We start from the raw sequence: 21,432 nt of genomic DNA, 5'->3' as shown, positions 1-21,432 counted from the left end.
ACGATGGAACGTTCAGTCCTGAAACCCATAAAAAAGCCCCGGCTCTCGCGAGACGGGGCTTTTGCGTGTTGCGCTGACGTCAGACCAATGGGTCGCCGACGTGCAGGATCTTCATGCCGTTGGTGCCACCGATGGTGTGGTAGCTGTCGCCCTTGGTCAGGATGACCCAGTCGCCTTGCTCGACCAGACCGCGCTTGAGCAGCTCGTCAACCGCTGCCTGGCTGACCTGACCTGGTGGCAGGGCTGCCGGGTCGAACGGTACGGTGTAGACGCCACGGAACATCGCCGCGCGGGCCTGAGTGCCACGGTGCGGGGAGAACGCGTAGATCGGCACCGAGGAGCGAATGCGCGACATGATCAGCGGGGTGTAGCCGCTTTCGGTCAGTGCGATGATCGCTTTCACGCCCGGGAAGTGGTTGGCGGTGTACATGGCCGCCAGCGCGATGCTTTCGTCACAACGGGTGAACGAATGACCGATGCGGTGGCTGGAGGTTTTGCCGGTCGGGTGCTTTTCAGCGCCGACGCAGATGCGCGCCATGGCCTGAACGGCTTCGATCGGGTACGAGCCAGCAGCACTTTCAGCTGACAGCATGACCGCGTCGGTGTAGTCCAGTACGGCGTTGGCCACGTCGGACACTTCGGCGCGGGTCGGCATAGGGCTGGAGATCATCGACTCCATCATCTGAGTCGCTACGATCACCGCCTTGTTGTGGCGACGTGCGTGCAGAATGATGCGTTTTTGCACGCCAACCAGTTCGGCATCGCCGATTTCCACACCCAGGTCACCACGGGCAACCATGACCGCGTCACTGGCGCGAATCAGTTCGTCGAGCACTTCGTCGTTGGCAACGGCTTCGGCGCGTTCGATCTTGGCAACCAGCCAGGCTGTACCACCGGATTCGTCACGCAACTGGCGAGCGTATTCCATGTCGGCAGCGTCGCGCGGGAAGGAAACGGCCAGGTAATCCAGGTCCATTTCGGCAGCGAGCTTGATGTCCTGCTTGTCTTTTTCAGTCAGCGCAGGTGCTGTCAGGCCGCCGCCACGGCGGTTGATGCCTTTATGGTCCGACAGCGGACCACCGATCAACACGGTGCAATGTAGTTCGTCAGCGGTCTGAGTGTCGACGCGCATGACCACGCGACCGTCGTCGAGCAACAGCTCGTCGCCTACGCCGCAATCCTTGACCAGATCCGGGTAGTCGATACCCACGATCTGCTGGTTGCCACTGGTCAGCGGGTGAGCGGTGGAGAAGGTGAACTTGTCACCGACTTTCAGCTCAATCCGCTTGTCTGTGAACTTGGCGATACGGATCTTGGGACCTTGCAGGTCGCCCAGTAGAGCGACGAAGCGCCCGTGTCTGGCGGCGATATCACGGATCAGTTTGGCGCGAGCCTTGTGCTCATCCGGGGTGCCGTGGGAGAAGTTCAGACGAGCAACATCCAGACCCGAAAGGATCAGTTGTTCGATGACTTCCGGCGAGTTGCTGGCAGGGCCAAGTGTGGCGACGATTTTGGTGCGGCGAACGGTCATGCACAAACTCCTTAATTGAAGCGCAGCGAGAGGCTACTCCTGTCTGGGTCGTTAGTCATTGTTCCTTTGCACTACCGCGCTGGCGGCACGCAGGGCAATCGGCTGACAACCGGTACTGGATCGGCCTGTAGAAATTGGATGTCGGGCCGATAAAAGGCAGAGAACAGGAGACTCCCATGCGTATTGTAACGATTGTTGTATTACTGGCTGCGGTCAGCGGTTGCACCCGTTGGGCCATGAACTCCAACCTGGATCATGCCTATCGCGCCTATCAGGAAGGTGACTGTGATCGGGTGATGCTCGATCTGTCCAAGGTCGAACGGCAGAGTCGTGCGCGTCGTTATGTGCAGCCGGAGGTTTCGATGCTGCGCGGGCAGTGCCTTGAACGGCAGAAACTTTACGTCGATGCGGCACAAACCTACCAGTTCCTCATGGCGCAGTATCCGGCCAGTGAATATGCTTATCGTGCGCGTGCTCGGCTCGACACACTGGCGCAGTTGGGTCACTACCCACCCGCTCAACCTGCCAGGCCGATTCCTGCTTCAAGATAATTACACCCGATTGGGTGATTGGTGTCGTGTTCGGGTGGATGTTGTAAGAATTTGCGCTAGGCTCACTGTCGAAGGAACGAAAGGGCTGCAAAAGCCCAACGACAAAGGAGTTTGCGCGCCACGCTGTCACGGGTTGCGGCGAGCTCAGGGTGTTTACGTGACCATGCTCAATGGTCTCTGAAGGCGACCTGCCATGTTGAAAGAGCGAAAAATCGAGCGACACCAGTTGCAGGAATATCTTCAGGTTTTCAATCGGCACACCGACAGGCCGCTCGGTTGCCTGGGTAATGTCTCCGAAGAGGGATTGATGCTGATCAGCAGTATTCCTCTGCTGGTCGGTGCCCGATTTGATCTGCGTGTAAAAGTGCATCGTAAGGATGGACTCCAGCTCCAGACCATTGATGTCAGCGCGACCTGTATGTGGTGCCATGAGGATGAAACCCCCGGTTGCTATGACTCAGGTTTTGAACTGGCGGAGGTGTGCGAGGACTACCTTGATCTGATCAAGGCCTTGCGGCGTTACTTCTGCTTCTATCCAACGCTGGAGGCGTCCGCCTGAGGCAATGGCCTGCCATCGATGCGGGCTACAGCGTTCCTGCCTTTTTCCAGCCAAGATATTGCGAGACCAATTGCGCGCCCAGTTCACCTGGGCGTGCATCCATAACGTGAATGCCATGCGCGACGAGGCGTTCGTGCAAGGCTGCGCGGGCGTTTAGAAAATTCAGGGTGCCGCAGTAGCTCAACGCCTGATCATAGGTCTGCACGGGTGAGTGGCGAAGGCTGTCCAGTACCTCTTCTCTCAGGCTTACCACCAGCACCCGGTGTTGACGGCTCATGTGCTTGACGGCTGCCAGCAGTTCCTCATCGTCTTCGTCTCTTAAATTGGTGACCAATACCACCAGTGACCGACGTTTCTGCCGCACCAGCAGTTCGCGGGCGGCGGCGCTGTAGTCGGCTGGACGCTGGGTGGTCTGCAGGTCGTAGACGGTATTGAGCAGCAGGCTGAGTTGTCCTGGCCCCTTGACTGGCGACAGGTAGCGGTTCTGCGCGCCGGCAAAGGTCGTCAACCCCACCGCGTCCCCTTGGCGCAAGGCGATGTAGCCGAGCAACAGGCACGCATTGAGTGCATGATCGAAGTGCGAGAGATCGCCATCCTGACTGCGCATGCGTCGCCCGCAGTCGAGCATGAAGACAATCTGCTGATCGCGTTCGTCCTGATACTCGCGTGCAATGGGCGAACGCTGGCGGGCTGTGGCTTTCCAGTCGATCTGCTTCAGGCTGTCGCCTTCACGAAACTCCCGCAACTGGTTGAATTCCAGACCAAGGCCGCGCCGTTGAAGCTGGCGTACGCCGATCTGATTCAGCCAGTTATCCACCGCCAGCAGTTGCCCGCCGTATACACGCGCAAAGTCGGGGTAAACGCGAGTGGACCCCGGCAAGGCAATACGCCGACGCGAAGACCAGAGTCCGAGGCGGCTGTACAGGTGGATTTCGCAGTGCTCGCAGGTGAAATGGCCGCGTTGCAGTGGGCGAATCCGGTAGCCAAGCTGCGCTTTTTCGCGCGCTGCAAGAGTGATGGATTGCGGCAGGTTTTCGGACTCCAGCCCATGCGGCAGGTGGTCGAAGATTTTCAAGCTCAGGGTGGCCGCCCCATCATGCTCGACGTCCAGTCGGGCTTCGTTCCAGCGGCTCAACGCCAGGCTGCCCGGCAGGTGCCGTTGCAAGCGAGGTGATGCGCGACGCGCAAGCCCCAGCGCATCGAACATGCTCAGCCCTGCCAGAGCCAGTAAAGCGCCCCAATAAAGGGTATCGACCTGCGCAGGGTAGGTGATGCCCAGCGCATGAATCACCCCTGGCACTACGGCAATGGCTGCCAGCGTGCCAAGCCAGCCGAGCAGACGTGTCGAGGGCTTCAATACCTGTTTCACAGACGCGGCGCCGGAACCTGATCAAGGATCTGCCGCAGGACCTGATCCACCGAAAGGCCTTCGATATCCAGCTCTGGAGACAGCCTCACACGATGGCGCAGCACGGCCAGGGCGCAGCCCTTGATGTCGTCCGGGACCACGAATTCACCCCCGCGCAGCAATGCCCGCGCCCGGCCGCCTCGCACCAGGGCAATGGACGCACGCGGGCCGGCACCCAGGCTCAGGCCTGGCCATGTACGAGTACCACGGGCCAACCGCACAGCATAGTCCAGCACCTGATCGTCCAGCGGCAGCTCGCTGGCAATGCGTTGCAGTACCTGGACCTCGCGGGCCTGCATGATGACCCTCAGCGGTCTGACATCGAGCATGTCCGCCCGGGTCGAGCGAGTGACCTGGCGAACCATGTCCAGTTCTTCCTGGGCCTGCGGGTAGTCCATGTGCAGCTTGAGCATGAACCGGTCCAGCTCGGCCTCCGGTAGCGGATAGGTGCCTTCCTGTTCGATGGGGTTCTGCGTGGCCAGCACCATGAATGGCTGAGTGATGGGCAGTGCCCTGCCTTCCAGCGTGACCTGCCGCTCCTGCATGGCCTCAAGCAACGCTGCCTGGGTCTTGGCCGGTGCCCGGTTGATTTCGTCAGCCAGCAGCAGGTTGGTGAAAATAGGCCCCTTGCGCAGCTTGAACTGCTCGGTCTGCAGGTCGTACACGGCGTGACCGGTCACGTCGCTGGGCATCAGGTCAGGGGTGAACTGGATGCGCGCAAACTCGCAGCCCAGACAACTGGCCAGCGCGCGTACCAGCAGCGTCTTGCCCAGCCCCGGAACCCCTTCGAGCAGAACGTGACCGCCGCCGATCAAGGCGGTCAGCACATCGTCGATGACAGCATTCTGGCCGATCACCGCTTTTTGCAACTCGTTGCGCAAGGCCTGGGCCAGTTGGCTGGCACGCTGGCGCTGCTGTGCCTGAGTGCTGGCAGGAGGTTCGGCGTTCGCCGTCGTAATCGGCTCTATGCTGCCTGACTGTTCTGGCGCTTGATCGCTCATAGGGCATTCCTGAGGGTTTGCAGGTGGGCCACCTGACGGGTGAAGTCGCTGTGGGAAAGGCGCTGCTGCGGTCTTGGTCGCAGCGCGTCGCTGATGGCGCTGGTGGGTTGGCGAGTCAAGCGCGCGAGAACTTGCCATTGCTCGGCAACAGGCAGTCGCTCGAAACCTGGATGAAGGCGTCTGGCGCGTCGCAGGATGTCCACTTGCAGGCCCTTGAGCAGCTGTTGTTGCCCGCTGCGTCTGCGCAGAAACTCGGCGCTGGCGCGCAGGTGTTCGGTCAATTGTCGTCTGGCCCGTGTCGCAGGGAGTTGAACCGGTCCTTCACGCAGCCCGATGTGCCACAGCCCCAGGCCGATCAGTAGCGTCAGGGCGACCAGCGCCATTGAGAAATGGCGCAGTAAAAGGCTCAGCAGGTTGTCATGTTCGGATTGCAGCATCAGGGTCACGTCGCTGTCCTGAGTCAGGTACCACAGCAACCATGCGTTGTCGTACTTGCCGATCGACCGGGTCTTCCAGAGGTTGGCATCTGTGAGCACGGTAATCAGCCCCTGGCCGTAGCTCATCTGCAGCATGTGGGTGGCATCGGCGCTGTTGGCCCATGACTGGGCAAGGTCCTCGGGGTCTTCCAGGTGGAAGGCCGGGTCGAAGCTCATGTAGGCCGGAGCCTCCTCGTTTTCCAGATAAAGGCGGGTCAGCTCGGGCCATTTCACCTTCTGCTTTTTGGCGGGCGGAGCCATCAGAGGGATAGGGAGAGGGGGGCGCACGTTATCTGTCGGTTCATCCTGCACATTGAGGTCAGTGGTCAGGTATTGGCGAACCTTGACCTTGTCGAGTAGCAGGTCACCGCTGCGGCCTTTTTGCTCGTCCCATAACTGCTCGGCCACGAACAGCAGGTGCCCGCCGGATCTGGCCCAGGTCAGCAGCCGCTCGGCCTGGGCGGGCGTCATGTTTTCGCGATTGTCGAGCAGCAGCAGGGTCTGGGTGCGTTGGCGGGTATCAGGCAGATCGACCAGGGTGCTGGTGATGTTCACCGGCAGGGCGCGCTGACGCAGAAATTGCGCCGCAGCCAGATAGGGATTGGACCGCGCCTCGGGTGATGGGCCTTGGTCCACAGTGGTTTCGTAGCGTTCAAGATGGCTGCCGATGTAGAGGGTGATCAATACCAGCAGTGTCAGGATTGCGCCTGTGATCAATAGTCCGCGTTTGCTCATGGCGTATGACCTGCCTGGAACAAACGACGCCAGGCGTTGCACAGCTCCTGCTGCGCAGAGGGCGGCGGCAGGCGATGGCCGTAGGCGAGATTTTGCCAGTGGGTGGTCAGTGTGCGGCTGAACTCGCTCAAGTGTGGCTGGTTCAATTGCGCGACACGCTCCAGCACCTGCCCTTCGGTGTCGGACTTTTTAAGCACCAGGCGATGGTCGATCAGCAGGCGGCTGAGCAGTGCCCGATACAACAAGCCCAGCGCTTCGCGTGGCGCATCAGCCCAGAGTTTCTCTGCGCTGCCGGCTACGTCGTCGGGCAGGCTCGCCGCACTGACCTGCAAGCCGAACAACTGCTCGGGTGCCTCGCGAACCTGCCGGACCGGCGCAGGCGTGCGACTGACGAATGTGCTGAACCACGTGCGATAACGCCACACCAGCATACCGACCACTATCAGGGCCGCCCCCCAGAGCGCCGCTTCCAGAAAACCTGCGATGGCGTTTGCTGCCCGCAGCAATCGATTAAGCCAGTCCATAATCATCGTCTGATGATCGCCACTGCCGGGTTTTGCTGCCTTTTTGTCCGGCTCCGGGAAGCGCCAGCCAGAGAGGGTTTTCGGATTCTTGAACGGCGGCTGCTGCAGGATGCCCTGAATCTCGCTGCGTGCGGCTTCGCTGGTCAGGGGCTGGTGCGTCAGGCGTGGCGAATCGGGCGCAGCGAGCACGGTGGGCAGCTCTGGTATCGCCGCCTCGGGCAGCGGGCAGCTGTAGTCCCGGGGCTCGGCCATTGCCGGTTCTGGCGCTGCCGCGATAACAAGTCCGACGCCGAGCAGCAAGGCATACGCCGTGCCGATCAGGCGTTGGCGCAGTCGCCTGAAGGTGAGCTCGATATCCCATGCCTCAAGGGCTGTGCGGCGATTGAGGTAGAGGGTGAAGCCGCAGGCCACATAAACAGGCTCCCAGATGATCAGCGCCAGTGCGTAAAACAGGTTGGTCAGGTGCTCGAGCCAGTTCCAGTCGGCCTGCGTGTCGACAAGGCTCATCCACTGCCAGTCGATTTCGATCTGCTGCGGAATCAATAAATAGAACAGCACCAGCAGGCCGATCCATAGTGAGTACTCCAGATGCACGCCCACGATCGTCAGCAATTGGGCGGCCCGCAGGTCTTTCTGGCTGAGCAGATTGATGCGAAGCGCGCGTGCGTCGCCGGACAGGTTTTCCAGTTGCTGCACGGGGAGCTGAAAGCTACGGGTCAGGCTCAGGCGTCGCCACAACAGGCTGGGCAGCAGCTGGTTCTTGAGGGTTGCAGGCCAGGCCCGCAGTGCCTGTTTGAGGGTCGGCGTTTCCGAGAACAGTGCCCGCGAAAGAATCAGCAGCGGCAGACGATCGAAGGCTGGCTTGAGCCACCAGAACAGGAACAGCGCGATGGTCGGGTAATCCCAGAGCAACAGGGTGAGCAGGGTGAAGACCGGAAGGGTGACGATGGCCCAACTGCCGAACAGCACCGCACGATGCTCGCGCGCCATCAGCACGCCCAGGTCCACGGCTTCCCACGGTGAGCGAGGGCGGATAGCGACGCTCGATTCAGTCAGGCGCATGAGCGGTCCGTCCGGCCAGTGTCAGATAAGCGCCGACCAGCACCCAGAGGGCGGCGCCCACCAGGTACTTGATCAAAACACCGGGCCAGGTCATGGAGGACCAGAACGCTTCGATGAACGCAGCGATCAGCAGGAACAGGATCACGCCGCCTATCAACTGCACACTGCTCCGTGCCGCAACCCGCAGGGCCTCGCCGCGTGTGAGCCTGCCCGGAGCCAGCAGTGCCCAACCCAGTTTCAGGCCGGCGGCTCCAGCGAGTGCGATGGCGGTCAGCTCGAAGGCACCATGACCGATGACGAAAGACCAGAAGGTCCGGCCGTAGCCGATCTCGGTCAGGTGGCCTGCAACCGCACCGATCATCAAGCCGTTGAAGAACAGAAAGAACAGACTGCCCAGTCCGAATAGCAATCCGCTGGCGTAGGTCTGAAAGGCGATGCCTATGTTGTTCATGATGTAGTAACCGAACATCATCCAGTCATCGTCGGATCCTCTTTCCAGAGATTGGCCGATGCGGCTGGCAGCCGGGTCATACATGCTTTGCATGTCGCTGACCTGTTCAGGGCTGACGATGCTGTAGATCAGGTCGGGGAAACCGTAAACCAGCAGACCCATGCCCATCAGGCTTCCGAAGAACAGAACACAGGCGACAAGCACGAAAGGCCATTCGGTACGTACCCGTCGTGGAAAGTCGGCAAGGATGAAGGCCAGAAACTGAGCGCCCAGCGCGCTGCGATGACGGTACAACTGCTGATGGCCGCGCATGGCCAACTGATGCAGCGGATCGACAAGGTGGCTGCTGTAGGCGCGCTCCTTGGCCAATGCCAACTGGTGGCAAATGCGTCGATACTCTGCTGGAAACAGGGCACTCACATCAGGCCCGGCCTTGCCGCGTTCCAGGGCGTCCAGGCATTCGCCAAAACGCTGCCATTCAGCTTGGTGGCGTGCTTCGAACTGGCTCTGCTTCATGTCGGCCCCATCAGGCTGCGTGCAATGCCATTGACCTGGCTGACCGGGTTGTCAGCAGGCAGTTGCAGCGGCTCGACCAGAATCTGCGCCAGTTCATGGACACGTGCCGCAGACAGTTCGCCTTGTCGCTCGGCCAGACTCAGTACCGCTCGTTGTTCCTCAAGTTGCAGGGCAAACGCCACGACGACTGGCTCGGCGTGCGGCACGACGGGGCGATGAACCGGCACGTCCATGTGGATGACCAGTGTTCCGGCAGCCAGATCGCCAAGGCGCTTGAACTGTGGATGGTTCAGGCAACTGACGGCTCCAACGCTGTAGGCCAGGGGCAGCATGTCGACAAAGCGCAGCAGATTGCGCACCAGCGACGACGCCCAGCCGACAGGCGTACCGTCATCATTGACCACTCGTAGCTTCATGGCCCGTTTTCCAGGTGTACGGCCCTGATTCAGCACCTCGAACAGCACCATGTACCACCAATTGACCAGAAAAACCGCGATGGCAGCCAGCCCCATGCCGAACTTGTCGAATAGCTGAAGGACGACGAACAGCGCGCCCAGGGCCGCCGCACGAATGCTCAGGTCGATGCCGAATGCCAGCGCACGTGGAACGAGACCGGCCGGGCGCAGGACCATGTCGATGCCTTCCGGGGTCTCGATAGCGATGCGGGTATCGAGCTGCACACTGTGCGCTGCAATCCCTTGCGAAGCGGGAGGAGGTGACATGATCGGGAGGCATTACCTGAAGGCGAAAACTGATGCTAGCTACCAAGGCGATGCTAAGCAACCGACCTGTCAAAACAGATCCTGTAAGAAAACGTATCGTGGGCCTGGCGCGTCTTCCGATTAGCCAACGTCCTGCTCCACGCCCTACACTTCAAGGGTCTTTTGTTCAGGATCAGCCCGTGACCTCCAGCATCTTCTGGTACGACTACGAAACCACCGGGATCAACCCGCGCAATGATCGAGCGCTGCAGATGGCCGGTATTCGCACCGATGCCCAGCTCAACGAAATCGCGCCACCGGTCAATCTTTACTGCCAGCCCAGCGACGATATTCTGCCGCACCCTGCCGCTTGCGTGATCACCGGAATCACCCCGGCCACACTGGCTGAGAAAGGATTGTGCGAAGCCGATTTCATGACGCGGGTGCATGCCGAACTCTCGGCTCCCGGCACCTGTGGCGCTGGCTACAACACGTTGCGGTTCGACGATGAAGTGACGCGTTACAGTCTTTATCGCAACTTTTTCGACCCTTACGCCCGCGAGTGGCAGGGCGGAAACAGTCGGTGGGACCTGATCGACGTCGTGCGCGCAGCCTATGCGTTGCGGCCTGACGGGATCGTCTGGCCCGAGGAAGGCGGGCGCGTCACATTGAAGCTCGAACGTCTCACGGCGGCCAATGGCATCGATCACGGCCAGGCCCACGATGCGTTGTCCGATGTGCGTGCAACTATTGCGCTGGCGCGGCTGGTTCGTGAAAAACAACCCAGGCTGTATGACTATTTGTTCACACTGCGCAGTAAACATAAGGTTCTGGATCAGATTCGTCTGATGCAGCCGCTGGTGCATATCTCGGGACGTTTTTCTGCTGCCCGTAATTACCTCGGGGTGGTGTTGCCTCTGGCCTGGCATCCGCATAATCGCAATGCACTGATCGTGTGCGATTTATATCAAGACCCTTCTCCGTTACTCGAGCATGACGCTGAAACGCTGAAGCAACGCTTATATACCCGCCATGACGCGCTGGCCGAGGGCGAGCTACCGGTCCCGCTCAAACTATTGCATATAAATCGCTGCCCGGTGGTTGCTCCACTGGGTGTGCTGCGCTCCGAAGATCAAGAGCGTTTGCAACTGGACATGGCGAGCTATCAGGACCGCGCGTTGCGATTGAGAGAAGGTCAGGAAGTTTGGCAGGAAAAACTACACGTGCTTTACGGCAAGGATGATTTCGCTGCCAGTGAAGATCCCGAGCAGCAATTGTATGACGGATTTATCGGCGATCGGGATCGCCGGCTTTGTGAACAAGTTCGCAGTGCAGAGCCCGAGCAACTGGCGCGTGGTGCATGGCCATTTGACGATGCGCGCTTGCCCGAGTTGTTGTTTCGCTATCGGGCCCGCAACTTTCCAGAGACCCTGAGCGCTGAAGAGCAACAGCGGTGGCGTGATTTTTGTCAGACACGATTGCACAGCCCTGAAGCGGGTGCGCCGAATACTTTGCAGGGCTTCACCAAAGCGCTTGTGGAGTTGTCGCTTAATGCCAAGCCAGAGCAGTTGGAGGTGCTCAGGCAGTGGCAGGACTATGTCCAGCTGCTGCGCACCCGACTGGGTACCTGATGCCCGAGGACCAAATGATGGGCAATAAAAAACGCCAGCAAGCTGGCGTTTTCAAGTCGCGAATAAACGACTTCGTGATGCTTAGCCCAGCAGAGTAGCCCAGCTTTCTACCTCGTCACCGCCCCACTTGGCTTTCCACTCTTTCAGTGTTTTGTGGTTGCCACCTTTGGTTTCGATGACTTCGCCATTGTGCGGGTTCTTGTATTGCTTGACCTTACGGGCGCGCTTGGTACCGGTAGTTTTCACGGCGCCGCCACGAGGGGCTTTGTTGACCTTGGAGTCCGGATCCAGCAGGGCAATGATGTCACGCAGCGATTTTTGATATTCGCCCATCAGCGTGCGCAGTTTACCTTCGAATTCCAGCTCGGTTTGCAATTTGCCGTCTTGCGACAGGTTCTTCAAACGGGCTTGCAGTTCTTTGATGGCATCTTCTGTGGCGCGGTATTCGTTGATCAGGGACATGAGGGGACCTTATGTTGTGAAGGGTGGCAGGGAGACAGTGACGCAATAATAGTCAGAGGCACCGGGCAAGTAAACATTAAATAAAAGTTTTATTTGAATTATTTAGAAATATACACACGTCCTACAGACTGCCGAACTAGATCGGCGCGGTTTTCACTACTAACAGCCTTGCGATAAAACCCTTCTTAAGTACGGGGATTGTTTTTAGCATTGCGTGCGCAAAAAAGCCGTACTGGCACCATGCAATCTTCTACCCTCGTCGTGCCCGCGTGACCGCGTGGATTCAGGCAACACAGATACTGCAGTTTTCCCGCGCAGTCGCTAGAATGGCGGCTTTGCGAAGTTCTGGAGTTTCCCCTAATGCGCACTTTTCGTCTGGTGATTGCTTGCCCGGACCGTGTCGGCATCGTTGCCAAAGTCAGTAACTTTCTGGCTTCCCATAACGGCTGGATCACCGAAGCGAGCCATCATTCGGATAATCTCAGCGGCTGGTTTTTCATGCGTCACGAGATCCGGGCCGACACGCTGCCGTTCGACCTGGACGGTTTTCGCGAGGCGTTCACCCCGATCGCCGAAGAGTTCTCGATGGACTGGCGCATCACCGATTCTGCTCAGAAGAAGCGCGTGGTGCTCATGGCCAGTCGCGAATCACACTGTCTGGCGGACTTGCTGCACCGCTGGCACAGCGATGAACTCGATTGCGACATTGCCTGCGTGATCTCCAACCACCAGGACCTGCGCAGCATGGTCGAGTGGCATGACATTCCTTATTACCACGTGCCTGTCGATCCCAAGGACAAGGAACCGGCGTTTGCCGAAGTGTCGCGTCTGGTCGGTCATCATCAGGCCGATGTGGTTGTACTGGCGCGTTACATGCAAATTCTGCCGCCTCAGCTGTGCCGCGAATACGCGCATCAGGTGATCAACATTCACCACAGCTTCCTGCCCTCGTTCGTGGGTGCCAAGCCTTATCACCAGGCTTCCCTGCGTGGGGTGAAACTGATTGGTGCAACCTGCCACTACGTCACGGAAGAGCTGGACGCAGGTCCGATCATCGAGCAGGACGTGGTGCGCGTCAGCCATCGCGACAGCATCGAGAACATGGTGCGTTTCGGCCGTGACGTCGAAAAGATGGTGCTGGCGCGTGGTTTGCGTGCGCACCTTGAAGACCGTGTGCTGGTGCATGACAACAAGACAGTCGTTTTCGACTGATGCGTTGTGGCAGGATCGCCTGTACGGCGCTCCTGCCAGTCTCCCAGGCGGACATCCCCATGACCGACCCTCTCGATAAAGCCACTTCCACCGCTCCCGCCACGCTCGGCGAAGGCTGCCTGAGCCGTTACGACCCCGATGCCCTGACGCCTGAAAACGGTACCGACTTCGAAGGTGCAGCCGAGTTGTGGCACCAGTTGCAGCAATTGGCTGAAGATCACCCCAAGGGCAGTTGATGCGTGCGCACCCCACTGCGGGCGTGCGCATAGAACATCGTCATGTCCGCCATATGCACGGCACATTCCTCCGAACCGGGATCATTTTTTCTTGATCCTCCCAAAGAATAGATGCTCGTGGCGGGATGGACCGCCCGGCGGGCAGGCGGCAGACGCGAGCGCCTGTTTGGGGGGATGATGCACGGTGCAGGCGTTCGCGCCTGAGCGGGTCGATACCGTAACCGCTGCGCCCAAGGCCAGCACGTCTCATGGTTTGGAGAAGGTGAAACATGCACGATTCTCAGGAAATGATTCCAGGTGCTACCGCAGACGGGCAGCCCGTCTCTCAGTCCTTGCGTCTGGCCAATCGCCACGGGCTGATCGCAGGCGCGACGGGTACGGGCAAGACGGTCACGCTGCAGCGTCTGGCTGAACTCTTCAGTGATGCCGGGGTTGCAGTGTTTGCGGCCGATATCAAAGGTGATCTGTGTGGTCTGGGGGCCGCAGGCAATCCGCAAGGCAAGATCGCCGAGCGGATCGCCGGGATGCCCTGGCTTAACCATCAACCTCAGGCTTATCCAGTCACTTTGTGGGACATTGATGGCAAGTCGGGTCATCCTCTGCGCACGACGTTGAGCGAAATGGGACCTCTGTTGCTGGGCAACCTGCTGGAACTGACGGACAGCCAGCAATCAGCGCTGTACGCCGCGTTCAAGGTGGCTGATCGTGAGGGCCTGTTGCTGCTGGACATCAAGGACCTCAAGGCGCTGCTCAATCACCTGCGTGATAACCCGCACTTGCTGGGCGAGGACAGCGCACTGATGACCACTGGCTCAAGTCAGGCACTGCAACGGCGTCTGGCCGTGCTTGAGCAGCAGGGTGCCGAGGCGTTGTTCGGCGAGCCTGCTCTGCAACTGGAGGACATTCTGCAGCCGGACAGTGATGGACGAGGGCGCATCCATCTGTTGGACGCCAGCCGGCTGGTGCATGAAGCACCGAAAGTCTACGCGACATTCCTGTTGTGGCTACTGGCTGAGTTGTTCGAGCAACTGCCTGAGCGAGGCGACGCCGACAAGCCCTTGCTGGCCTTGTTCTTCGATGAAGCCCACCTGTTGTTTGCCGATACGCCCAAGGCGTTGCAGGAAAGGCTCGAGCAGGTGGTGCGCCTGATCCGCTCCAAAGGCGTGGGTGTGTATTTCGTGACCCAGTCACCCAGTGATCTGCCCGATGAGGTGCTTGCCCAGTTGGGGTTGCGGATTCAGCATGGTTTGCGCGCGTTCACGGCCAAGGAACAGAAGTCACTGCGCGCTGTGGCCGACGGATTCAGACCCAACCCCGCGTTCGACACGCTGAGCGTATTGACTGAACTGGGCACCGGCGAAGCGCTGGTCGGTACGCTGCAGGACAAGGGTACGCCCGCCATGGTGCAGCGTGTGCTCATTGCCCCGCCACAGTCTCGCATCGGACCTTTGACGACAGACGAGCGTGCGCGGCTGATCGCCCGTTCATCCCTCGGCATGCGTTATGACAAGCCAGTGGATCGGGAGTCCGCGTACGAGATGCTGGCGGCGCGCAAGGTGTCCGGGTCTGATGCGGCGGATGGTGTTGAAGCGCATGGCAAGCCCGAAGAAAGCTTCAGTGACAAGGCGGGAGATTTTCTGGGCGGGCTGGCCGGTCAGGCGATGAAGAATGCCATGCGTCAGGCAGCGAGTCAGTTGGGGCGGGAGTTGGTGCGCGGTTTGATGGGGTCGTTGTTGGGCACGAAGAAGCGCAGGTAAGGCCGGTTCACTCGGGCGGTGCGAAGGTCGCACTGCCCGAGTGGGTTCAGGTCAGGACAATGCCTTGGACGCCAGCCAGAACAGGCAGGCCGACAACGTAACCGTGGCGGGCAGGGTCAGTACCCAGGCCAGCAGGATGGTCCGCACGGTGCCGCCTTGCAGGCCGCTCTTGTTCGCGACCATGGTGCCAGCAACGCCCGAAGACAGAATGTGCGTGGTCGAAACCGGCAGGCTGAACACGTTGGCCATGCCGATGGCGCAGGCGGTGGTGATCTGCGCTGACATGCCTTGTGCGTAGGTCATGCCCTGCTTGCCGATCTTCTCGCCAATGGTCAGTACCACACGCTTCCAGCCGACCATGGTGCCGATACCCAGAGCCAATGCCACCGCCAGAATCACCCAGAACGGTGCATATTCGGTGGTGCCGGTCAGGTCTTTACGCAGCTTTTCAAGGTCGGATTTTTCACGCGCTTCAAGGCCTGGCAGTTTGCCGACCTTGCGGGCCGTGTCGTCCAGGCACAGCAGGTAACGACGGACTTCGATGCGGCTTTCGGACGGCATCGAATGGTAATCGGAAACACCTTTCAAACGATCAAGCAGTGCGTCGATGGTCGGCTCGGTCTGTTCCGGGTTGCACGCGGAGCTGGAAGGCAGGTCGCCTTTTTCCGCCTTGCCCATCGCCAGGTATTCGCCCAGCGTGCTGCTGTTGCGCTGGTAGAACTGGCTCAAATGCTGAGTGGCGTCGCGTGTACGTTCGATCTGGTAGGTCGTGCTGTTGAGGTCCAGTACGAACTGGCTCGGCACGATGCCGATCAGCACCAGCATGATCAGGCCGATGCCTTTCTGACCATCGTTGGAGCCGTGCACGAAGCTGACGGCCATGGCGGAAATCACCAGCACCAGTCGGTTCCAGAATGGAGGGTGCTTCTTGTCGTCCAGCTTGCGACGCTGTTCCGGTGTCTTGTGCATCTTGGACAGCGGACGCCACCATTTCAGTGCGATCAGTACCAGGCCTGCCACCAGGAAACCTGCCAGTGGCGAGAACACCAGAGAAGCACCGATATCGATTGCCTTCTGCCAGTTGACGCCATCGGCCAGCGGGATGTCGTTGATCAGGGCGTTGGCCAGGCCGACGCCCAGGATCGAACCGATCAGCGTGTGGGAGCTGGAGGCCGGAATGCCGAAGTACCAGGTGCCCAGGTTCCAGGTGATCGCTGCTGCCAGCAGCGAGAACACCATGGCCAGGCCGTGACCGGTATTGACGTTGATCAGCAGTTCGACCGGCAGCAGGTGAACGATGGCGTATGCCACGCCCACGCCGCCCAGCAACACGCCGAGAAAGTTGAACACACCGGAAAGGATGACAGCCAGGTGCGGCGGCATGGCTTTCGTGTAAATGACAGTTGCCACCGCGTTCGCGGTGTCATGAAAGCCATTGATGAACTCGAAGGCAAGGACGAAGGCCAGGGCAAGCAACAGGCTCACAAGCACCCAAGCATCTAGCCCGCTGAATAATTCGATCATGTAGATTTTCTGACCCGGTCTGAAGGGGGCGCGATTATGACAGAAAAAATACGGATCGACTTGTCGGCCTCGATCGGTGTCGCCTGAAACCAAAAAAAAGACGCATGAGCGCCGCCTCTCTGAAGATGCAGCGAGGCAGTGACACGGTAATTCCGGGCGACGATGACGCAGTTCAGACTGAAAGCGCCTTCAAGAATTGTCAGTTACGACTCTTGCTTGAGGTCTTCTTCCATTTTTTGCAGTTCCTGCTTGAACGCCTGGTCCCGAAGGCTGGCTCGTTTACGCCAGGGTTTGCGTTCAGGTTCCGGTTGCGCGGCATAGGTGGTGATTTCGCCGCCGTAGACATCCTTGAAACGTTGCTCCTGGCGCTCAAGTTCGGCGCGCAGTTCTTCTTTAGTCACTGTATTACCTGATCAAGTCAAATGAGTCTGGTGATAACGCAATGCACCCTGCAAACAGGTTCCATTCAGTGTCAGGTTGCAGTATCCATAAAGCCAGGTGGCCTTGTCGGATTCTCCTGAAAAGGAATGAACTTATGGCGGTGTCAGCGGCTACGGTCACCAGAGATAACAACTGTCGTAGCAACATACGGTTTTCGGGTTCAAGCGCAAGGCCTGCATTGACCGGCCTTTGCAGCAGCGTCATTGCGGCTGCGCGAAGGAGAAAGGCAGATTCAGCGCACCTGACTTCTGTGGATTCGCAGGTGGCGCGATCATACACAGAGGTTAGCCGGTCAATTGACGGATACTATCTCCAAGATGTTCGGAGACGTCAACTACAGCAGTTGGAATAATTGAAAAGATATACGGGTTTTGTACGATTGTTCTGAAGTATGAGTGGGTGATGTAAATGACGGAACTTTCATGATCGAAAAGTTGACGGGGGGCAGACGGAAAACCGGCGTCGTCATTCAGTGGAGCTGAAGGCTTGATGACGCGCGAGAGAAATGCGTGCGAGCGAAGAGTGTCAGCGGATGATCGGGTTCGAGGGTGGCGCAGGAGACGCTGTAATAAAAACGGCCTTGCTTAAAGGGCAAGGCCGCTGCCATGGACTTCTCAGTGGGTACCTGACCAGTAATTTCCAAGAAGTCACTTCGTGGCAGTCGTAAAGGTATAAGTATATTTACCATGGGTCAATTGCGATTATCGGCCATTGGTTCGATAATCGCACAAGCCGAGGTGGATCAATGCGCTGCATGGGTCTGAAACCGCCGGTTCACAAGGCCTGAAAGGGTGTTTAGAGGTTGCGGCAATGAACGACGAACTGCGTAATTCTTTTTCCTCGCTGGCTCCGCCAATCGTGGCATCGCCTGCCAAGCGTATCCAGGCGCTGACAGGCGACCCTGATTTCATGACCTCGCTGGCGCGCGGGTTGGCAGTGATTCATGCCTTTCAGGAGCGCAAACGGCACCTGACCATCGCGCAGATCAGTCACCGCACGGAAATCCCGAGGGCGGCGGTGCGCCGTTGTTTGCACACGTTGATCAAGCTGGGCTATGCCACCACCGATGGACGCACCTATTCGCTGCTGCCCAAGGTGCTGACGCTGGGCCATGCCTATTTGTCGTCGACACCGCTGGCGATTTCCTCGCAGCCTTATCTGGACCGCATGAGCGATCAGTTGCATGAGGCCTGCAACATGGCCACGCTTGAAGGTGACGACATCCTTTATATAGCCAGGTCGGCGACGACCCAGCGTTTGATATCGGTCGATCTTTCAGTTGGCGGTCGCCTGCCGGCGTACTGCACGTCGATGGGGCGTATTCTGTTGGCGGCGCTGGATGACGTGTCGTTGCATGAATACCTTGATCACGTGGACCTGCAACCCAAGACCAGCCGAACCATTCGCACGCCCGAAGCGCTGCTCGAATGCCTGCAGCAGGTACGTCAACAAGGCTGGTGTATTGTCGACCAGGAACTGGAGCAGGGGCTTCGCTCGATTGCCGTGCCGGTCTATGATGCATCGGGTCAAGTACTCGCCGCGCTCAATGTCAGCACCAGTGCCGGTCGGGTGGCTCGCAGCGAACTGGAGCAGCGCTTTCTGCCGATCATGCTCGATGCCAGCCGTGATCTGAGCACCCAGTTGTTTACCTGAATTTGTTCGATTACCGAACAGTTAGTCGATTATCGGATTGTTTGCAGCGATGCTCAGGCATAACCTCATTTTCATTCCGGCGCAGGTCTTCGCGCTGATCATTGAACGTGATGTTGGGTTCGGAGCACCTCATGGCAGATATTCTTTCTCTACGCGATGCGGTGAAGCAACTGGTCAACGATGGCGACACCGTTGCGCTGGAAGGCTTCACGCATTTGATCCCCACGGCCGCTGGTCATGAAATCATTCGTCAGGGCAAAAAAGACCTGACACTGGTGCGCATGACACCCGACCTGATCTATGACCAATTGATCGGTGCCGGCTGTGCGAAACGTCTGATCTTCTCGTGGGGTGGCAACCCTGGTGTTGGTTCACTGCATCGCCTGCGTGACGCGGTCGAAAAGCAGTGGCCGCGTGCCATGGAAATCGAAGAGCACAGCCACGCTGACCTGGCCAACGCCTACGTCGCAGGCGCTTCAGGTCTGCCGTTCGCGGTGCTGCGCGCCTACGCCGGTTCCGACCTGCCCAAGGTCAACCCGCTGATCAAGACCGTGACCTGTCCGTTTACCGGTGAAGTGCTGGCGGCCGTGCCTTCGGTGCGCCCTGACGTCACGGTCATTCATGCCCAGAAAGCCGACCGCAAGGGCAACGTGCTGCTTTGGGGCATTCTTGGCGCGCAAAAGGAAGCGGCGCTGGCTGCCAAGCGCTGCATCGTTACCGTCGAGGAAATTGTCGATGACCTCAAGGCTCCGATGAACTCCTGCGTGCTGCCGACCTGGGCCTTGAGCGCAGTGTGCCTGGTGCCCGGTGGCGCTCATCCTTCCTACGCGCACGGTTACTACGAGCGCGACAATCCTTTCTATCAGGCCTGGGACCCGATTGCCCGAGACCGCGAAACCTTCAAGGCCTGGATTGACGAATACATCCACGGTACCGCGGATTTCAGCGAATTCCAGAGCAAGCTGGCTCGCGCTTCGGAGGCAAAATAATGACTTACACCACCAGTGAAATGATGACTGTCGCTGCAGCCCGTCGTCTGCGCAATGGCGCGGTCTGCTTTGTCGGTATCGGCCTGCCGTCCAAGGCGGCGAACCTTGCACGCCTGACGTCTGCGCCTGATGTGGTCCTGATTTACGAATCCGGCCCGATTGGTGCCAAACCGACCGTGCTGCCGCTGTCCATTGGTGATGGCGAACTGGCCGAAACGGCGGACACAGTCGTCGCCACCAGTGAGATTTTTCGCTACTGGTTGCAGGGCGGACGTGTGGATGTCGGTTTTCTCGGTGCCGCACAGGTTGATCGTTTCGGCAACATCAATACCACGGTCGTCGGCGACTACCACAATCCTAAAGTGCGTCTGCCGGGTGCCGGTGGCGCGCCGGAAATTGCAGGCTCGGCCAAGTCGGTGCTGATCATTCTCAAGCAGTCGGCGCGCTCGTTCGTCGATAAGCTGGACTTCATTACCTCGGTGGGCCATGGCGAAGGTGGTGATTCGCGCAAGCGTTTGGGCCTGCCAGGCGCCGGCCCGGTGGGCATCATCACCGACCTGTGCATCATGGAGCCCGAAGAGGGCAGCAACGAATTTGTGGTGACTACGCTGCACCCGGGTGTCACCCGTGAGCAAGTCATTGCTGCGACCGGTTGGGCAGTGCGCTTTGCCGACAACGTGGTCTACTCAGAAGATCCTACCGATGTCGAACTGACTGCCCTGCGCGATCTGGAAGCCCGGACCGCTGCTGCCCACGGTCAGGTCGCAGGAGAAGCATGATGCGTGACGTATTTATCTGCGATGCGATTCGCACGCCCATCGGTCGCTTTGGTGGCGGTCTGTCCTCGGTACGTGCCGACGATCTGGCCGCGATCCCGATCAAGGCGCTGATGGAGCGCAACCCGACAGTTAACTGGAACGAAGTCGACGAGGTGTTTCTCGGCTGCGCCAACCAGGCCGGCGAAGACAATCGCAACGTAGCGCGCATGGCCGCGCTGCTGGCCGGTCTGCCAACGACTGTTCCGGGTGTGACCCTCAATCGTCTGTGCGCTTCGGGCATGGATGCGATCGGTACGGCGTTCCGCGCCATCGCCGCTGGCGAGATGGAGCTGGCGATTGCAGGCGGTGTGGAGTCGATGTCGCGCGCGCCCTTCGTCATGGGCAAGGCTGACGCGGCGTTCTCGCGCAACATGAAACTGGAAGACACCACCATCGGCTGGCGTTTCATCAACCCGGCAATGAAGGCGTCCTATGGCGTGGACTCCATGCCCGAAACGGGCGACAACGTGGCCACCGACTTCTCTATTTCTCGAGCCGATCAGGACGCTTTCGCCCTGCGCAGCCAGCAACGCACTGCCGTTGCCCAGGCTGCGGGCTTTTTCGAGGAAGAAATCGTGCCGGTCCGTGTGGCGCACAAGAAAGGCGAAACCATCGTCGACAAGGACGAGCACCCACGTGCCGACACCAGTCTGGAAACCCTGAGCAAGCTCAAGCCGGTCAACGGAGCGGACAAGACGGTCACTGCGGGCAACGCTTCCGGTGTCAACGACGGTGCTGCCGCGTTGATTCTCGCGTCCGCCGAGGCCGTGAAGAAACACGGTCTGACGCCTCGTGCCCGGATTCTCGGCATGGCCAGCGCCGCCGTCGAGCCTCGTGTGATGGGCATCGGCCCGGTGCCTGCCGTGCGCAAACTGGTCGAGCGTCTGGGGCTTGCGGTCTCCGACTTCGATGTCATCGAACTGAATGAGGCTTTTGCCAGCCAGGGCATTGCTGTGCTGCGCGAGCTGGGCCTTGCCGATGATGCCCCACAGGTCAATCCCAATGGCGGCGCAATTGCGCTGGGTCATCCGCTGGGCATGAGCGGCGCGCGTCTGGTGCTCACTGCATTGCACCAGCTGGAAAAGACCAATGGTCACAAAGGTCTGGCGACCATGTGTGTCGGCGTAGGACAGGGTCTGGCGCTGGCCATTGAGCGCTGATCGCAACCCATATCCTTGAGTTGTTCAGCAACCC

At 59.4% G+C, this 21,432-nt stretch carries 20 protein-coding genes; 10 read left to right on the top strand and 10 right to left on the bottom strand.

The genetic code is table 11. The features are described 5' to 3' along the window. Positions 1-79: 79 nt before the first annotated feature. A complete protein-coding gene (gene pyk, locus H8S56_RS08885; protein ID WP_024688721.1) occupies positions 80-1,531 on the bottom strand; it encodes a pyruvate kinase in 1,452 nt (483 codons plus the stop codon). A 176-nt stretch (positions 1,532-1,707) separates the two neighbouring features. Here pyk and H8S56_RS08880 point away from each other — a divergent pair, with 176 nt between their 5' ends. Both H8S56_RS08880 and H8S56_RS08875 read left to right on the top strand, forming a co-directional pair. After that, entirely contained in the window at positions 1,708-2,082 is a 375-nt protein-coding gene (locus H8S56_RS08880; RefSeq protein ID WP_024688720.1) for a tetratricopeptide repeat protein, read from the top strand. A 193-nt stretch (positions 2,083-2,275) separates the two neighbouring features. Continuing rightward, complete coding sequence (locus H8S56_RS08875; RefSeq protein ID WP_187518419.1) at positions 2,276-2,641, top strand: PilZ domain-containing protein; 366 nt, start codon at positions 2,276-2,278, stop codon at positions 2,639-2,641. Positions 2,642-2,666: 25 nt separating this feature from the next. On the opposite strand, the gene H8S56_RS08870 is transcribed toward H8S56_RS08875, so the two are convergent. From H8S56_RS08870 to H8S56_RS08845, 6 genes are read right to left on the bottom strand one after another with little or no spacing between them, the layout of a single operon-like run. Further along, positions 2,667-4,010, bottom strand: coding sequence for a DUF58 domain-containing protein (locus H8S56_RS08870; RefSeq protein WP_187518418.1), 1,344 nt, complete (start codon positions 4,008-4,010; stop codon positions 2,667-2,669). Further along, positions 4,007-5,050 (bottom strand): AAA family ATPase, encoded by a 1,044-nt coding sequence (locus H8S56_RS08865; RefSeq protein WP_024695781.1) that lies wholly within the window; start codon positions 5,048-5,050, stop codon positions 4,007-4,009. Before H8S56_RS08865 ends, H8S56_RS08870 begins: the two co-directional genes overlap by 4 nt. Then, positions 5,047-6,261, bottom strand: coding sequence for a DUF4350 domain-containing protein (locus H8S56_RS08860; protein WP_187518417.1), 1,215 nt, complete (start codon positions 6,259-6,261; stop codon positions 5,047-5,049). Before H8S56_RS08860 ends, H8S56_RS08865 begins: the two co-directional genes overlap by 4 nt. Continuing rightward, the gene (locus tag H8S56_RS08855) at positions 6,258-7,847 is read right to left on the bottom strand and encodes a DUF4129 domain-containing protein (RefSeq protein WP_187518416.1); all 1,590 of its coding nucleotides are present in this window, start codon (positions 7,845-7,847) and stop codon (positions 6,258-6,260) included. The genes H8S56_RS08860 and H8S56_RS08855 overlap by 4 nt, the downstream gene beginning before the upstream one ends. After that, entirely contained in the window at positions 7,834-8,814 is a 981-nt protein-coding gene (locus tag H8S56_RS08850) for a stage II sporulation protein M (RefSeq protein WP_187518415.1), read from the bottom strand. Before H8S56_RS08850 ends, H8S56_RS08855 begins: the two co-directional genes overlap by 14 nt. Continuing rightward, positions 8,811-9,536 carry an RDD family protein gene (locus tag H8S56_RS08845; RefSeq protein ID WP_024695785.1) on the bottom strand — a complete coding sequence of 242 codons (726 nt, stop codon included), beginning with the start codon at positions 9,534-9,536 and terminating at the stop codon, positions 8,811-8,813. The genes H8S56_RS08850 and H8S56_RS08845 overlap by 4 nt, the downstream gene beginning before the upstream one ends. Before the next feature lie 179 nt (positions 9,537-9,715). Here H8S56_RS08845 and sbcB point away from each other — a divergent pair, with 179 nt between their 5' ends. Beyond that, entirely contained in the window at positions 9,716-11,146 is a 1,431-nt protein-coding gene (gene sbcB / locus H8S56_RS08840) for an exodeoxyribonuclease I (protein ID WP_187518414.1), read from the top strand. Positions 11,147-11,227: 81 nt separating this feature from the next. Here sbcB and mvaT read toward each other — a convergent pair whose 3' ends face one another. Next, positions 11,228-11,608, bottom strand: a complete 381-nt coding sequence (gene mvaT / locus H8S56_RS08835) for a histone-like nucleoid-structuring protein MvaT (protein ID WP_024688708.1) — start codon at positions 11,606-11,608, stop codon at positions 11,228-11,230. A gap of 360 nt (positions 11,609-11,968) precedes the next feature. Here mvaT and purU point away from each other — a divergent pair, with 360 nt between their 5' ends. From purU to H8S56_RS08820, 3 genes are all read left to right on the top strand, one after another. Further along, positions 11,969-12,820 carry a formyltetrahydrofolate deformylase gene (purU, locus tag H8S56_RS08830; protein WP_003363851.1) on the top strand — a complete coding sequence of 284 codons (852 nt, stop codon included), beginning with the start codon at positions 11,969-11,971 and terminating at the stop codon, positions 12,818-12,820. A 59-nt stretch (positions 12,821-12,879) separates the two neighbouring features. Further along, positions 12,880-13,056, top strand: coding sequence for a hypothetical protein (locus tag H8S56_RS08825; RefSeq protein WP_152534886.1), 177 nt, complete (start codon positions 12,880-12,882; stop codon positions 13,054-13,056). Positions 13,057-13,325: 269 nt separating this feature from the next. Then, positions 13,326-14,813 carry a helicase HerA-like domain-containing protein gene (locus H8S56_RS08820; protein WP_187518413.1) on the top strand — a complete coding sequence of 496 codons (1,488 nt, stop codon included), beginning with the start codon at positions 13,326-13,328 and terminating at the stop codon, positions 14,811-14,813. A gap of 51 nt (positions 14,814-14,864) precedes the next feature. On the opposite strand, the gene H8S56_RS08815 is transcribed toward H8S56_RS08820, so the two are convergent. Beyond that, a complete protein-coding gene (locus H8S56_RS08815; RefSeq protein WP_024688706.1) occupies positions 14,865-16,337 on the bottom strand; it encodes an inorganic phosphate transporter in 1,473 nt (490 codons plus the stop codon). A 203-nt stretch (positions 16,338-16,540) separates the two neighbouring features. After that, entirely contained in the window at positions 16,541-16,738 is a 198-nt protein-coding gene (locus tag H8S56_RS08810; RefSeq protein ID WP_024688705.1) for a hypothetical protein, read from the bottom strand. 850 nt (positions 16,739-17,588) lie between these two features. Between H8S56_RS08810 and pcaR the strand changes: the two genes are divergently transcribed. The 4 genes from pcaR to pcaF all read left to right on the top strand — a co-directional run bounded on the left by pcaR (position 17,589) and on the right by pcaF (position 21,398). Further along, a complete protein-coding gene (pcaR, locus tag H8S56_RS08805) occupies positions 17,589-18,431 on the top strand; it encodes a pca regulon transcriptional regulator PcaR (protein ID WP_024688704.1) in 843 nt (280 codons plus the stop codon). A gap of 131 nt (positions 18,432-18,562) precedes the next feature. Beyond that, positions 18,563-19,420: a CoA transferase subunit A gene (locus H8S56_RS08800; RefSeq protein WP_024688703.1), complete on the top strand. Its 858-nt coding sequence runs from the start codon at positions 18,563-18,565 to the stop codon at positions 19,418-19,420. Continuing rightward, positions 19,420-20,199: a CoA-transferase subunit beta gene (locus tag H8S56_RS08795; RefSeq protein WP_024688702.1), complete on the top strand. Its 780-nt coding sequence runs from the start codon at positions 19,420-19,422 to the stop codon at positions 20,197-20,199. Before H8S56_RS08800 ends, H8S56_RS08795 begins: the two co-directional genes overlap by 1 nt. Then, the gene (pcaF, locus tag H8S56_RS08790) at positions 20,196-21,398 is read left to right on the top strand and encodes a 3-oxoadipyl-CoA thiolase (protein WP_187518412.1); all 1,203 of its coding nucleotides are present in this window, start codon (positions 20,196-20,198) and stop codon (positions 21,396-21,398) included. Before H8S56_RS08795 ends, pcaF begins: the two co-directional genes overlap by 4 nt. Positions 21,399-21,432: the final 34 nt, after the last annotated feature.

It is taken from the genome of Pseudomonas triticifolii (assembly GCF_014358015.1).
GTDB classification, from domain to species: domain Bacteria; phylum Pseudomonadota; class Gammaproteobacteria; order Pseudomonadales; family Pseudomonadaceae; genus Aquipseudomonas; species Aquipseudomonas triticifolii.
The sequence above is the reverse complement of the archived record's forward strand: the minus strand, read 5'-3'. Positions and strand labels throughout refer to the sequence as shown.

Excerpts from the sequence above, each read along its gene's own strand:
- pyk (WP_024688721.1), bottom strand. The coding sequence starts at position 1,531 with ATGACCGTTCGCCGCACCAAAATCGTCGCCACACTTGGCCCTGCCAGC.
- H8S56_RS08880 (WP_024688720.1), top strand. The coding sequence starts at position 1,708 with ATGCGTATTGTAACGATTGTTGTATTACTGGCTGCGGTCAGCGGTTGC.
- H8S56_RS08875 (WP_187518419.1), top strand. The coding sequence starts at position 2,276 with ATGTTGAAAGAGCGAAAAATCGAGCGACACCAGTTGCAGGAATATCTT.
- H8S56_RS08865 (WP_024695781.1), bottom strand. The coding sequence starts at position 5,050 with ATGAGCGATCAAGCGCCAGAACAGTCAGGCAGCATAGAGCCGATTACG.
- H8S56_RS08860 (WP_187518417.1), bottom strand. The coding sequence starts at position 6,261 with ATGAGCAAACGCGGACTATTGATCACAGGCGCAATCCTGACACTGCTG.
- H8S56_RS08855 (WP_187518416.1), bottom strand. The coding sequence starts at position 7,847 with ATGCGCCTGACTGAATCGAGCGTCGCTATCCGCCCTCGCTCACCGTGG.
- H8S56_RS08850 (WP_187518415.1), bottom strand. The coding sequence starts at position 8,814 with ATGAAGCAGAGCCAGTTCGAAGCACGCCACCAAGCTGAATGGCAGCGT.
- H8S56_RS08845 (WP_024695785.1), bottom strand. The coding sequence starts at position 9,536 with ATGTCACCTCCTCCCGCTTCGCAAGGGATTGCAGCGCACAGTGTGCAG.
- mvaT (WP_024688708.1), bottom strand. The coding sequence starts at position 11,608 with ATGTCCCTGATCAACGAATACCGCGCCACAGAAGATGCCATCAAAGAA.
- purU (WP_003363851.1), top strand. The coding sequence starts at position 11,969 with ATGCGCACTTTTCGTCTGGTGATTGCTTGCCCGGACCGTGTCGGCATC.
- H8S56_RS08825 (WP_152534886.1), top strand. The coding sequence starts at position 12,880 with ATGACCGACCCTCTCGATAAAGCCACTTCCACCGCTCCCGCCACGCTC.
- H8S56_RS08820 (WP_187518413.1), top strand. The coding sequence starts at position 13,326 with ATGCACGATTCTCAGGAAATGATTCCAGGTGCTACCGCAGACGGGCAG.
- H8S56_RS08815 (WP_024688706.1), bottom strand. The coding sequence starts at position 16,337 with ATGATCGAATTATTCAGCGGGCTAGATGCTTGGGTGCTTGTGAGCCTG.
- pcaR (WP_024688704.1), top strand. The coding sequence starts at position 17,589 with ATGAACGACGAACTGCGTAATTCTTTTTCCTCGCTGGCTCCGCCAATC.
- H8S56_RS08800 (WP_024688703.1), top strand. The coding sequence starts at position 18,563 with ATGGCAGATATTCTTTCTCTACGCGATGCGGTGAAGCAACTGGTCAAC.
- H8S56_RS08795 (WP_024688702.1), top strand. The coding sequence starts at position 19,420 with ATGACTTACACCACCAGTGAAATGATGACTGTCGCTGCAGCCCGTCGT.
- pcaF (WP_187518412.1), top strand. The coding sequence starts at position 20,196 with ATGATGCGTGACGTATTTATCTGCGATGCGATTCGCACGCCCATCGGT.